Source organism: Tautonia plasticadhaerens (genome assembly GCF_007752535.1).
In the GTDB taxonomy this organism is placed as follows: domain Bacteria; phylum Planctomycetota; class Planctomycetia; order Isosphaerales; family Isosphaeraceae; genus Tautonia; species Tautonia plasticadhaerens.
Window position 1 is genome coordinate 3786620 of the sequence record NZ_CP036426.1, and the last position, 12544, is coordinate 3799163.

Sequence of the window (12544 nt, forward strand, 5' to 3'; positions counted from 1 at the left end):
CTCCCCGCGAGCGGGGAGAGGGCCGGGGTGAGGGGTCTTCGCGTGACCCCAACGCCTTGCGGGTCGTCCGATCCCCCCAACCGGCCTCCGGCCACCCGCTCCCCGGGGACGGGGGCGAGGGTCGGGACGGGCCAGGGGATCGGCCGAAAGGCGTTGTCGAGCGGCGGTTGGACCCGCTAGAATCGCCCCGGGCGGGGCCCCGAGGCGTCATGCGGCACGCCCCGAGCCCGTGCCCATTGATCCTGGACGAGCTGTGAACCGAATATGAGGATCCGATGTCGACGGCTGAGCTGCTGAAGACCCCCCTGTACGACTGGCACAAGGCGCACGGCGGGAGGCTCGTCGAGTTCGGCGGCTGGTCGATGCCGGTGCAGTACTCGACCATCGTCGAGGAGCACGAGGCGGTCCGCAAGCGCGCCGGGCTGTTCGACATCGGCCACATGGGCCGGCTCCGATTCGACGGCCCCGACGCCCTGACCTGGCTGCAGCGGGTGACGACCAACGACGTCTCGAAGCTCCCCCCGGGGCGGATCCAGTACAGCCTCGTCTGCAACGAGGACGGCGGGGTGATCGACGACGTGCTCGTCTACCACCTGACCGACGGCGACGGCTACGGCCTGGTCTGCAACGCCTCCAACCGCCAGCGGGTCGTGGAGCAGTTCGAGGCCCACCGCGACGGCGCCGACGCCGAGCTGGCCGACTCGACCCTGGACACCTGCATGATCGCCGTGCAGGGGCCCAACGCGCTGTCGACGGTGCGGAGCGTCTTCGACGGCCCCCCGCTGGGCGAGCAGAAGTACTACAGCCACACCTCCGGCCTGGTGCTGGGAACCGACGCCTCGGTCAGCCGGACCGGGTACACCGGCGAGGACGGCTTCGAGCTGATCGTCCACCGGGACGTGGCCGAGGCCGCCTGGCTCGCCCTGCTGGAGGCCGGGCTGGGGCGGGGCATCCGCCCCTGCGGGCTCGGCGCCCGGGACACGCTGCGGTTCGAGGCCGCGATGCCCCTCTACGGCCACGAGCTGCTCGAATCGACCAACCCCTACGCCGTCGGCCTCGGCATGTTCGTGAAGCCGGAGAAGGGGACCTTCGTCGGCCGGGACGCCCTGATCGCCTTGAAGGACGCCCCCGGCGCCGCCCGGATCGGCCTGAAGCTCCGGGGCCGCCGGATCGCCCGCCAGGGGAGCACGGTGCTGAGGGACGGCGCGCCGATCGGCACGGTCACCTCCGGCACCTTCTCGCCGACCTTGCAGCAGGCCCTGGCCATGGCGACCGTCTCCCCCGAGGCCCCGCCGATCGGCGCCGAGCTGGTGGTCGACGTGAGGGGCACCCCCGAGCCGGCCGAGGTCGTCGAGCTGCCCTTCTACCGCCGCCCCCGCCCGTCCTGAGCCGGCCCGATCAACCCAGCCCAATTCGTTCCCCCATCGAGGCCGCTCGCCCAAGGAGCCCCGACGAGCATGGACCCCAAGGACCTGAAGTACGCCGCGTCCCACGAGTGGGTGAAGGTGGACGGCGACGTGGCCACGGTGGGCATCTCCGCCTTCGCCGTGGAGCAGCTGACCGACCTGATCATGATCGACCTGGGCAAGGCCAAGCCCGGCGCCTCCGTCTCGGCCGGCGACTCCTTCGGCGAGGTCGAGAGCGTCAAGTCGGTCAACGACCTGTACGCCCCGATCTCCGGGGAGGTGATCGAGGTGAATCCCGCCGTCGCCGCCGACGTCGGCGCCATCGCCGCCGACCCCTTCGGCTCCGGCTGGATCGTCAAGCTCCGCCCCTCGGATGCCGAGGCCGACCTGGCGAAGCTGATGGACCACGCCGCCTACCAGGAGAAGATCGCCGAGGACGCGCACTGATCGGGGCCAACCCCTCGCCGACTCCGGGGAGATGGGCGGTTCCGTACCGTTGAATTTGGCCGAGGGGAATAGGCCATCCTGACCCCATTCCAGCGGGCGTTCCTGCTGCGGTACCGTTCGTTCCGCGAGGCCCCGCCCTCGACGGGCGGGTTGCTGGCGCGATTGCTGCCGAGGGCGGTGATCGCGTCGGGGATCGTCGTGCTCGGCACCGTCGTCTCCCGGGAGCTGGCCCTGGCGATGGGCGGGTTCCTGTTCGGGGCGCTGGCCAGGGAGGCGGCGCTCACGGTGCACTCCGTCCGGATCCTGCCGGTGCTGATGCGGGTGATCGACTGGGATCAGGTCGACCAACTCCTGGAGGACCCGGCCGATGGCGAATGAGCCCGAGCAGGGGCCGGGGGGCTGGGGGCCGAGGGCGATCCTCGCTCGATTGCGGTTCTCGATGGCCGACGGGGCGATGCTGGTCGTGGCGGCGTCGGCGGCCTCGGCGCTGTTCGCCAGGACGGTCGAGGCGATGGACGGCTCGTCGCAGCGGAGCCTCCCCCCGTTCAAGTACGACGTCGCGGTCCTGCTCGTGCTGGCGGTCGGGTTCACGGCCGTCGGGCTGGGGGCGTACAAGCGGCACTCGGTCTCCCAGGTGCTGCTGCAGGTGACGCTCGCCTGCCTGGCCTTGCTCTCGGCGATCGAGCTGGGGGAGGCGGGTTGGAATCGGGCGCTGCTCTACTGGTTCCAGGCGAGCTTCGCCCTGATGGTCGCCGGGCCGGCGGTCGCCCGGCGGGTGGTCAAGGCGAGCCTGCCCCGGGGGCCCCGGCGGTCGTGGTGGAAGAACACGCTGGAGGCGGTCGCGTTCTCCTGGTTCAACGTGATGCTCGTGCTGCTGGGCATGCTGATCCAGTGGACCGTGTATGCAATCGTCGGCGAAATCCTGTGAGCCGGGCCGACGACGGCCCCGGTGCGGCCGTCGTCGAAGACGCCTCGCCGGGGAATCCGGCGGTCCGTACAATGGGCGCCTACAATCCTGGCCCGGGACAAGACGCCCGAGCCGACGTCTCCCCGCCGCCCGACCCGATCCGACCCACCGAACCCAACGGCTGGCAATGGCCTACATCCTGAACACGGACGACGACACCCGGGTGATGCTGGGGGCCATCGGCCTGGAGTCGCTGGACCAGCTCTTCGACATGGTCCCGGCCGACTTCCGGCTCGACCGGCCGCTCGACGTGCCCCCGGCGATGACCGAGATCGAGCTGACCCGGCACGTCGGCGCGCTGGCGTCGAGGAACCGGAGCATCGACGACCGCCCCTGCTTCCTCGGCGGCGGGGCGTACGACCACTTCATCCCGGCGGCCGTCGACATGCTCGCCAGCCGGGGCGAGTACTACACCGCCTACACCCCCTACCAGGCCGAGGCCAGCCAGGGGACGCTCCAGGCGGTCTTCGAGTACCAGACGCTCATCGCCCAGCTCACCGGCATGGACGTCTCCAACGCCAGCCTCTACGACGGCGGCTCCGCCGTGGCCGAGGGAATCCTGATGGCCCTGGCCTCCGGCGACCGCCACGGCCGGGTCGTCACCAGCGGCGCGGTCCACCCCGAGTACCGGCAGGTCGCCGAGACGTTCCTCGCCAACTTAGCCCCGGAACTCGTCACCGTCCCGGCGAAGAATGGCCGGACCCCGGTCGACGACCTGATCGCCGCGATCACCGACGACACCGCCGCCGTGGTCCTCCAGCAGCCGAACTTCTTCGGCCAACTGGAGGACGTCGAGGCGCTGGTCGCCGCCGCCAAGGAGCGGGGGGCGACGACGATCGTCAGCGTCGACCCGATCGGCCTGGGCCTGCTGAAGCGTCCCGGCTCGTACGGGGCCGACATCGTGACGGCCGAGGGGCAGACGCTGGGCAACTCCATGCTCTACGGAGGCCCGGTCCTCGGCATCCTCGCCTGCCGGGAGTCGTACCTGAGGCGGATCCCCGGCCGGCTCGTCGGCCAGACGACCGACCGCCAGGGCCGACGCTGCTTCGTGCTCACGCTCCAGACCCGGGAGCAGCACATCCGCCGCGAGAAGGCGACCTCGAACATCTGCACGAATCAGGGGTTGATGGCGCTCCGGGCGAGCATCTACCTGGCCCTGATGGGCCCCCACGGTTTGAGGGACGTGGCCGAGCAGTCGGCGCGGAAGGCCCACTACGCGGCCGAGACGCTGGCCGCCGTCCCTGGCCTGACTCCGGCCTTCGAGGGGCCGTTCTTCAAGGAGTTCGTCGTCCGCTGCGAGAAGGACCCGGCCCGGGTGCTCGCCGAGGTCGGCCGCCGGGGCTTCCACGGCGGCATCGCCCTGGAGAGGTGGTACCCCGAGCTGGCCGACGGCATCCTCGTCGCCGTGACCGAGAAGCGGACGAAGGCCGAGATCGACGCCTTGGCCGACGCCTACCGGGGGGCGATCGCCTCGGCCTGATCGGGGCGGGTCGTGCCCCGGAATCGATCCAGTCGATGCCGTCCCGAGGAGGGCCGAGGGCGATGAGGAGGAGCGAGGCGGCGAGGCGGCACCGCAGGGCGGTGGCGGTCGTGGCGGCGATGGCCGGCGTCATCGTCGTGCTGCTGGCCGCCGTGGCCCCCTGGGCCGAGGAGCAGTACCTCGACCGGGGCATCGAGCCCTCGGCGAACGCCCTGCTGGTCTTCCGGGCCGGCCACGCGGTCGCCGAGCACCCCGGGATCGCCCTGCTGCTGGCCGCCGCCCTGATCGGCCTGCTCTGGTCCTCCTACGGCCTGCTCGACCGTCCCGCGAGGTCGAGGTCGTGACGGAGCCGCTGTCCCCTATGGCCGACCCTCCCCTGCTGCTCATCCTCGGCGGCCCCAACGGCGCCGGGAAGTCGACCGCCGCGTCGGCCCTGCTGCCGGACGACTTGCCGTTCGTCAACGCCGACGAGATCGCGAAGACCCTCCCCGGCTACCCGTCCCGGGGGGCGGATCTCGAGGCGGGCCGACTGGTGTTGATCCGGCTCGACGAGCTGGAGCGGATGCGCGCATCCTTTGCCATCGAGACGACCTTGGCCGGACGATCCCTCGCCCCTCGGGTCGAGCGGCTGAGAGGCCAGGGATACCTCGTCCGGTTGATCTTCATCTGGGTCCCGTCTCCGGAACTCTCGGTGCAGCGCGTCGCGGTGCGGGTTCGCAGCGGAGGACACGCCATCCCGGAGGCGACGATCCGCAGGCGATTCCAGGCCGGCCTCCGGAATCTCTTCGGGCTCTACCAGCCGATCGTCGACCGCTGGGAGGTGTTCGAGAACGCGACCGCTGCCGGGCTGGATATAATCGCGGGAGGACACGCAGGCGGCCGAACTGTCGTCTACCGTCCTGAACTCTGGCGACAGGTCGTCGAAGGAGGTCGATGATGCCGGCCAATCGGATGACCGGAAACGGTCGAACGCGCCTCGACCTCCGTGCTGCGGAGCCCGAGGAACTGCGACAGGTGATGGACCTCGGCGTCCGAGAGGCCCTCTCCAGGCACAAGGAGGAAGGCCGAGCGGTCGCCGTCTGGGACTACCGTCGAGGCGAAGTGCAATTCCTCCCCCCGGATCAGATCGGTCAGCCCGAGGGCGCCGCTCTCGTCGAGCGTCCGGAAGGCCCGGCCGATGGCCCGGAGTCGACAGGCTGATCGGTCTCCATCCCTTCCCGACCACGAATCGCCCCGAATCGAAACCGAACCCGAGACGGCCACGCTCATGTTGAAGAAGGACCGGCCCGCCCTGTTGTTCGAGACGTCCAGGCCCGGCCGTCGGATCGCGGTGGCGCCGCCCTGCGACGTGCCCGGGCGGCCGATCGACGAGCTGATCCCCGCCGAGCACCGGGCCGACGCGCCCCCGCCGCTGCCGGAGCTGGGGGAGCTGGACGTGGTCCGGCACTACACGAACCTCTCGTCGTTCAACATGGCGATCGACGCGAACTTCTACCCGCTCGGCTCCTGCACGATGAAGTACAACCCGAAGCGGAACGAACGGCTGGCGAACCTGCCGGGCATGGCGGGCCTGCACCCCTACCAGGACGAATCGACGCTCCAGGGGATGTTGCAGCTTTTGTGCGAGCTGCAGGACGACCTGGGGGAGATCGCCGGCCTGCCCGCCGTCAGCCTCCAGCCGGCGGCCGGGGCGCAGGGGGAGCTGACGGCGCTGATGGTCGCCGCCTCGGCCTTCCGGGACCGGGGGGAGACCCGGACCAAGGTCCTGGTGCCGGACAGCGCCCACGGCACCAACCCGGCCTCGGCGCAGCTGGCCGGGTTCCACGCCGTGACGGTCAAGAGCGACGCCCGGGGCCTGGTCGACCTGGACGACTTCAAGGCCAAGCTCGACGACGAGGTCGGCGTGTTCATGATCACCAATCCGAACACCGTCGGCCTGTTCGACCCGCAGATCGGCGAGATCGCCCGGCTGCTGCACGACCGGGGGGCCCTGCTGTACCTCGACGGCGCGAACATGAACGCCATCCTCGGCGTGGTCCGGCCGGGGGACATGGGCGTCGACCTGATGCACTACAACCCGCACAAGACCTTCTCCGGCCCCCACGGCGGCGGGGGACCCGGCGCCGGGCCGATCGCCGTGAGGGGCGACCTCGCCCCGTACCTGCCCTCGCCCCTCGTCGGCCGGGAGGAGGACGGGACCTACTTCCTCGACTTCGATCGGCCCAAGGCGATCGGCCGGGTCCGGGCGTTCTTTGGCAATGTGGGCGTGCTGGTTCGTGCTTATTGCTACATTCGATCGCAGGGGCCGGACGGCCTGAAGGCGGTGGCGCAGCACGCGGTCTTGAATGCGAACTACTTGCTGTCCCTGGTCAAGGACGCGTATCCGGTGCCGATGGGCGACCGCTGCATGCACGAGTTCGTCGCCTCGGCGCGGTCGATGGCCCGGGACCGGGGGGTCCGGGCGATGGACATTGGCAAGCGGCTGATCGACTACGGCTTCCACGCCCCCACGGTGTACTTCCCGCTGATCGTCTCCGAGGCGCTGATGATCGAGCCGACCGAGAGCGAGAGCCGGGAGACGCTGGAGGCCTTCGCCTCGGCCCTGCTGGCGATCGCCGGGGAGGACCCCGAGCTGCTGCACGACGCCCCGGTGACCACGCCGATCAGCCGTCCCGACGAGGTGGCCGCGGCCAAGAAGCCGATCCTCCGCTGGTCGCCGACGGCCTCCGGCGCCGACGGCCAGGACCGGAATCCGCCGGTCCCGTCGGCCGAGCGCGGGACGCTGACGGTGCCGACCTACTGATGACGCACGACCCCCCGGCGGGCCCGCCGGGGCCCGGACCGGGAGCCTCCCCCATGCACTGCCGAGTCCTGCCCCACGCCGCCGGGGACGGGCCGTGGAACATGGCCGTCGACCAGTGGATGCTGGAGCGGGTGGCCGGGGGGGAGTGTGCGGGGGCGATGCTGCGGACCTACGAATGGTCCGTGCCGACGCTCAGCCTCGGCTACTTCCAGTCCCGGTCCGAGGCGGAGGCCGATCCCAGGTGGCGGGGGGCCGGGCTGGTGCGGAGGGCGACCGGCGGGGGGGCAATCTGGCACGACCGGGAATTGACCTACGCCCTGGCCGTGCCGTCGTCCCACCCGATGGCCCGGGGGGCGAAGGACCTGTATCGCGCCGTGCATGCGGCCATCGCCGGGCTGCTGGCGGATCGGGGGGTCGAGGTCCGACGCAGGGGAGAGCAGGAGGCCCGGGTCGGCCGGGACCGGCCGCTCCTGTGCTTCGCCGACCGGGACGCGGAGGACCTGGTGGTGTCCGGCTCCAAGGTGCTCGGCAGCGCCCAGCGGAGGAAGGCCGGGGCCCTGCTGCAGCACGGCTCGTTGCTGCTCTTCGGCTCGGAACGGACCCCCGAGCTGCCCGGCCTGGAGGGGCTGTGCCCGGGGCTGGGGGCCGGCCCGGCCTCGGCGTGGGCCGGCCCGGTCTGGGGCCGGATCGCCGCGGCGCTGGGGCTGGTGGAGGCCGAGCGGGGGCTCTCCGCCGAGGAGCGGGAGGCCGTGCTCGGGATCGCCGGGGCGGTCTTCGGCGACCCCGGCTGGACCGATCGGCGCTGATCGGCCGCGCGTCGCCCCCCGGAATCTTGCAAAGGCGTGATCGTTTGGTACGCTCGATGCCGATGGATCGATCAAGGGATCGGCCACGTCCCGGGTCATCCCTCCCGGCTCCGGGGCGATTTCCCTTGGCCACCGCGGCGACTCGGCTAAGATTCAGAGGAGTCGGTCTCCCTCGCATCTCGACGCCGACGGTCCCCGCGCCCTCCCTTCCCGATCGACGACCCGCCCGTCCGGGGCGGTGCAACCGCACGCTCTCCGTCCGATTGATTTCATCCGGCGGCCCCGCCCGGGACGGCCGACGCGCAAGCACAGGGGCGACTTCGCATGAAAGTTTCGCTGATCGTGGTCCAGGGCAAGCCCGAGGGGAAGGTGATCCCGCTGGCCACGACCCGGTTCCGGGTCGGCCGGGGCGAGGGCTGCCACCTGCGGCCGAATAACGAGCAGGTCAGTCGCAACCACTCCGAGGTGGAGGTGCTCGAAGACTCGGTCGTGGTCCGGGACCTGGGCAGCCGCAACGGCACCTTCGTCAACAACCAGCGGCTGGAGCCCAACACCGACCACGTCCTGAAGAACAAGGACCTCATCCAGATCGGGCCGCTGACCTTCGCCGTCTCCATCCAGGGGGCCCCGGCCGCCGCGGCCTCCGCCCCCCCGGACAAGGTCGAGCGTGCCCTGGCCAAGGGCGGCGGCATCGACGAGCTGAGCAACGACGAAATCGACTCCTGGCTGGTGACCGACCAGGGCCAGGCCGCCCCCCCCGAGCGCCCCTCGGGCGTCTACACCGGCGACACGATGACCTTCACCTCCTACAAGGAGGGGAGCAAGTCCGACCACAAGATCCCCGCCCCGCCCCCCGAGGCCGAGGCCGAGGAGCCCGAGGTCGACGAGGAGCCCGAGGTCGAGGAGGAGCCCGAGGAGCGGGCCCCGGCCCGGACCGCCGCCGCCGAGTCCGACGAGGGGATCTACGACAAGCTCGACGACGACGGCGAGGGCGAGGAGGGGATGCCCGAGGAGCTGATCGACGAGTCCAATCCCTTCTTCGCCGCCAAGAAGCAGGCCGAGGAGGAGCAGCCCTCCGGCTCCCACAAGAAGAAGGACGACCAGGACTCCAGCAAGGCGGCCGAGGACATCCTCCGCAAGATGATGGAGCGCCGCCGGGCGACCCGGTGACGCCGTCCGGGGGAGGGCCGGACCCCCCTGTTCGCCCCGGACCGCTCCCCGCGGGCCGGGGGCGGCGGGCCGGCCCGGGTGTTCGGATCGCCGGCCGAGCGAGGGGCTGATGCAGCAGCAGGACGACGAGGAGCCCCGGCGCCACCCCCGGGGCGGGCCCGACGGGCGGGGGACCGAGGCGACGGCCCTGCCCGACCTGGGGCCGCTGGTCGCCCGGCTGGAGGCGGCGGTGGTGGGGCAGCGGCCCCTGCTGGAGCGGATGGTCATCGCGCTGCTGGCCGGCGGGCACGTGCTGATCGAGGGGGTGCCGGGCCTGGCCAAGACCAGGGCGGTCCGGGCCCTGGCCCGGGCGCTGGACCTGCCCTTCCGCCGGATCCAGTTCACCCCCGACCTGCTGCCGGCCGACCTGACCGGCACCCAGGTCTACCACCCCCAGACCGGCCGGTTCGACGTGAAGCACGGGCCGATCGTCGCCGGGGTCCTGCTGGCCGACGAGATCAATCGGGCCCCGGCCAAGGTGCAGAGCGCCCTGCTCGAGGCCATGCAGGAGGGCCAGGTCACCATCGGCGACGAGACGATCCGCCTGCCCGACCCGTTCTTCGTGCTGGCCACGCAGAACCCGATCGAGCAGGAGGGGACCTACCCCCTGCCCGAGGCCCAGCTCGACCGCTTCCTGATGAAGCTGCTGGTCGGCTACCCCGGCCGGGAGGCCGAGCTGGCGATGCTCGACCTGCCCGGCGTGGGAGTGGCCGAGGGGGCCGGCGGGATCGGCGTCGGCGAGGCCTTCCCGGCCGACCCGGGGCCGCTGCTCGGCCCGGAGGAGGTGCGCCGGCTGCGGGCGATCACCGGGTCGATCCGGGTGGCCCCGGCCCTGAAGGGGTACATCGTCGACCTGATCCGGGCCACGAGGGCCCCCCACGAGTACGGCCTGGACCTCGGCCCCTTGATCGAGCTGGGGGCCAGCCCCCGGGCCACGCTGGCCCTGGTCCGGTCCAGCCAGGGGCACGCCCTGCTCTCGGGAAGGGACTACGTCACCCCGTTCGACGTGAAGTCGGTCGCCCGGGACGTGCTCCGCCACCGCCTGCTGGTCAGCTACGAGGCCGACGCCGAGGGGCTCTCGCCCGACGACGTGCTGGGGAGGATCCTGGACCACATCCGGGTGCCCTGATCGGGCGGATGGCCCATGCGGGTGCGGGATGGCGGGTCGCGACCCGTCTCCCGCACCCGCCATCGCGGCCCCGCCGGCCGATCACTTCGAAGGGTCGGCTCGCCTCTTCAGCACGAAGAGGTTCTGCTCCCGGGAGTCGGGCTCGAAGTCGTCGGGGTACTCGTCCCCGTCGGGGACGTAGATGAGCGTGAGCGTGTCGCCGTCGAGGGTGGCGAGCGCCTTGCCCGAGGTGCCGGAGCCGACGTCGGACTTCGACTCGGTCTGCAACTCCTCGGGGGCCTCCACCGCCACCGCCTTCAGCGAGATCCGGGCGGTCTCGTCGGAGATCTCGTCGACGGTGTACTCGGCGGCGTATTGCTCGACGCCGTCGGGGCCGAGCAGGCAGATCCGGTCCTTCGTGACCTTGACGTTGCCCTCCAGCGCCTCCCCGGAGAGCCGCTCTTCGCCCCGCATGCCGCGGTCGATGTCGTAGGTGCCGAGCATCTGCCTGGCGAAGGACTCGGGGTCGCCCTGCGGCCGGGCCGGGGCCGGGGACGACGTCCAGGAGATCAGCAGGGCCGTCAGCCCGATCGAGGCGAGGGACGATTGGCGCGTCATCGGTGTCGCTCCCTGGGTGTCGGGGATCCCGGGGCCGGTCCCGCCCTCGGGCGGTCGGGTCGGCCCACTCCCCCGGTGATCGGGGCAACTCCGATGCCTCCGGGGCCGTCGGGACGCTCAGAGTTCCCAGACCCGGCGGCCGCCGAGGTACATGGAGACCACGCCGTCCTGGCTGACCTTCAGCACCGGCCCGTGGTAGCTGGCGGCCAGGGCGGCCACGGTCCGGGCCCCCTCCGAGGCCCGGGCGGCCAGGATCGCCTCGGGGATGATCCGCAGGATGGCGCCGAAGGCCAGCAGGTTGCCCCGGCGGTCGACCACCACGGCGCCGTCGACCCCGGCGAGGGATTCGAGCACCGAGGCGTCCAGGTCGCCGATGCGACGGCTGAAGATCAGGTGGTGCAGGGCCCGCTTGGCCATGCGGGGGGGGAGGTGGTCGGTCTCGGTGGGGGCGTCGGGGTCGTGGTCGAGGTGGTCCTCGATCCGGTCCCCGGGGGCGACGAGGTGGGGCAGCGACTCGTCGGGATCCCGCAGCAGGACGAACAGGGCGCCGACGCGGTCCTCGGACAGGTTCATCGCCGCCTGGAACAGGCGGGCGGCCAGGCTCGGCGGCGCGGCGTCGCCGACGGACCGGGTCCAGGCGTCGAACTTGCTGGGCACGTCCATCAGCCGCCATCGGGCGTTGCTGAAGGTGAACGACAGCGTCCCGCCGGAGAAGACCTTGACCTCCTGGGAGGGGGTCAGCACCAACCCGACGTGGTCCCCCGACCGGGTCGCCCGGGCGTGGTCCTCGTAGCGCCGGGGGCAGGGGGCGCAGAGCGGGGCGTGCCCCTGCACCCGCTCGGTCCAGCGGTGGATGTCGACCGCCCAGGCCAGATCCCCCCGGAGGTCGACCACGAAGACCGTGCGGAGGCCGTCGCAGAGGCGGTGGATGATCTTGATCGAGGTGAGGCGGACGTTGTACCGCGGCGCGTTCGGGTGGTTGGTCCGCTCGGGGAAGGCGGGGTCGTGCTCGGTGCCCAGCAGCAGGGCGCCGGAGGAGACCCGGCGGTCCTCGTAGGTGGAGAGGGCCGCCATCCGCATCGCCTCCATCGCCACGGGCAGGCGCATGGGGGAGGGGGGGGCGAGGAACTCGGTGACGATGACGTCTTCCAGGGCGTAGTCGAACAGCTCGGTGCGGTCGATGGCGTCGGCGTCGATCAGGGTGCGGAAGCGGAGGTCCAGCACCCGGACGATCGCCTCCATCAGCTTCCGCTCGGAGCCCAGCAGGGGGACGGGGCTGGCGGGCTGGAAGGTGTACCGGGAGCCGAACCAGTCGATCGCCAGTTCGATGCCGTCACCCTCGCCGTCGATGGCGTAATTCGGCCGATCGGGGCTGGCCTCCCAGTGGATCGGGCTGCGGTCCCCTTCCAGGTGCAGGCGGGCGTCGGGGAAGAAGTGGTCGACCTGCTGGCGGAGCAGCGCGTGATAGAGGCCGACCAGCCGGGAGTTGGACCGGTAGGATCGAGTGTGGTCCGCGGCCGTCGGCTCTCGCATCGGCGGGCGTTCCCCATCGCTCGGGTCGGATCGGGTCAGATCGGGTCGGCTCAAGGCGGGGTCGGGCGGGGTATTATACCGGCCGGGCCTCGGGGTGTCGGGGCCGATTCGGCGGCGGGGAGGCCGCCGGGGCGGGGCGGGTGGCCGGTCCGATCCCGGCCGGAGGG

Annotated in this window: 13 protein-coding genes; 11 read left to right on the top strand and 2 right to left on the bottom strand. The window is 71.9% G+C overall.

Annotated elements, in window-relative coordinates; all coding sequences use genetic code 11:
* The first annotated feature begins 275 nt into the window (after window positions 1-275).
* The 11 genes from gcvT to ElP_RS15095 all read left to right on the top strand — a co-directional run bounded on the left by gcvT (window position 276) and on the right by ElP_RS15095 (window position 10247).
* Complete coding sequence (gene gcvT / locus ElP_RS15045; RefSeq protein WP_145270610.1) at window positions 276-1388, top strand: glycine cleavage system aminomethyltransferase GcvT; 1113 nt, start codon at window positions 276-278, stop codon at window positions 1386-1388.
* A 69-nt stretch (window positions 1389-1457) separates the two neighbouring features.
* Window positions 1458-1853 (top strand): glycine cleavage system protein GcvH, encoded by a 396-nt coding sequence (gcvH, locus tag ElP_RS15050; RefSeq protein WP_145270612.1) that lies wholly within the window; start codon window positions 1458-1460, stop codon window positions 1851-1853.
* A 150-nt stretch (window positions 1854-2003) separates the two neighbouring features.
* The gene (locus ElP_RS15055) at window positions 2004-2231 is read left to right on the top strand and encodes a hypothetical protein (RefSeq protein WP_145270613.1); all 228 of its coding nucleotides are present in this window, start codon (window positions 2004-2006) and stop codon (window positions 2229-2231) included.
* Window positions 2221-2781 carry a hypothetical protein gene (locus ElP_RS15060; protein WP_145270615.1) on the top strand — a complete coding sequence of 187 codons (561 nt, stop codon included), beginning with the start codon at window positions 2221-2223 and terminating at the stop codon, window positions 2779-2781. The genes ElP_RS15055 and ElP_RS15060 overlap by 11 nt, the downstream gene beginning before the upstream one ends.
* 166 nt (window positions 2782-2947) lie before the next feature.
* Window positions 2948-4300: an aminomethyl-transferring glycine dehydrogenase subunit GcvPA gene (gcvPA, locus tag ElP_RS15065; protein WP_145270617.1), complete on the top strand. Its 1353-nt coding sequence runs from the start codon at window positions 2948-2950 to the stop codon at window positions 4298-4300.
* 62 nt (window positions 4301-4362) lie between these two features.
* On the top strand, window positions 4363-4644 hold the full coding sequence (locus ElP_RS15070) for a hypothetical protein (protein WP_145270619.1): 282 nt from the start codon (window positions 4363-4365) through the stop codon (window positions 4642-4644).
* Window positions 4645-4661: 17 nt separating this feature from the next.
* Window positions 4662-5237 (top strand): zeta toxin family protein, encoded by a 576-nt coding sequence (locus ElP_RS15075; protein WP_145270621.1) that lies wholly within the window; start codon window positions 4662-4664, stop codon window positions 5235-5237.
* A 330-nt stretch (window positions 5238-5567) separates the two neighbouring features.
* Entirely contained in the window at window positions 5568-7103 is a 1536-nt protein-coding gene (gene gcvPB / locus ElP_RS15080) for an aminomethyl-transferring glycine dehydrogenase subunit GcvPB (protein WP_145270623.1), read from the top strand.
* A gap of 53 nt (window positions 7104-7156) precedes the next feature.
* Window positions 7157-7909: a lipoate--protein ligase family protein gene (locus ElP_RS15085; protein WP_231749736.1), complete on the top strand. Its 753-nt coding sequence runs from the start codon at window positions 7157-7159 to the stop codon at window positions 7907-7909.
* 324 nt (window positions 7910-8233) lie between these two features.
* Window positions 8234-9079, top strand: coding sequence for an FHA domain-containing protein (locus ElP_RS15090; RefSeq protein WP_145270625.1), 846 nt, complete (start codon window positions 8234-8236; stop codon window positions 9077-9079).
* Window positions 9080-9188: 109 nt separating this feature from the next.
* Window positions 9189-10247, top strand: coding sequence for an AAA family ATPase (locus ElP_RS15095; protein WP_145270627.1), 1059 nt, complete (start codon window positions 9189-9191; stop codon window positions 10245-10247).
* A gap of 81 nt (window positions 10248-10328) precedes the next feature.
* On the opposite strand, the gene ElP_RS15100 is transcribed toward ElP_RS15095, so the two are convergent.
* Together ElP_RS15100 and ElP_RS15105 are read right to left on the bottom strand one after the other, a co-directional pair.
* Window positions 10329-10844, bottom strand: a complete 516-nt coding sequence (locus ElP_RS15100; RefSeq protein WP_145270628.1) for a hypothetical protein — start codon at window positions 10842-10844, stop codon at window positions 10329-10331.
* 117 nt (window positions 10845-10961) lie between these two features.
* Entirely contained in the window at window positions 10962-12377 is a 1416-nt protein-coding gene (locus ElP_RS15105; protein ID WP_145270629.1) for a diadenylate cyclase, read from the bottom strand.
* Window positions 12378-12544: the final 167 nt, after the last annotated feature.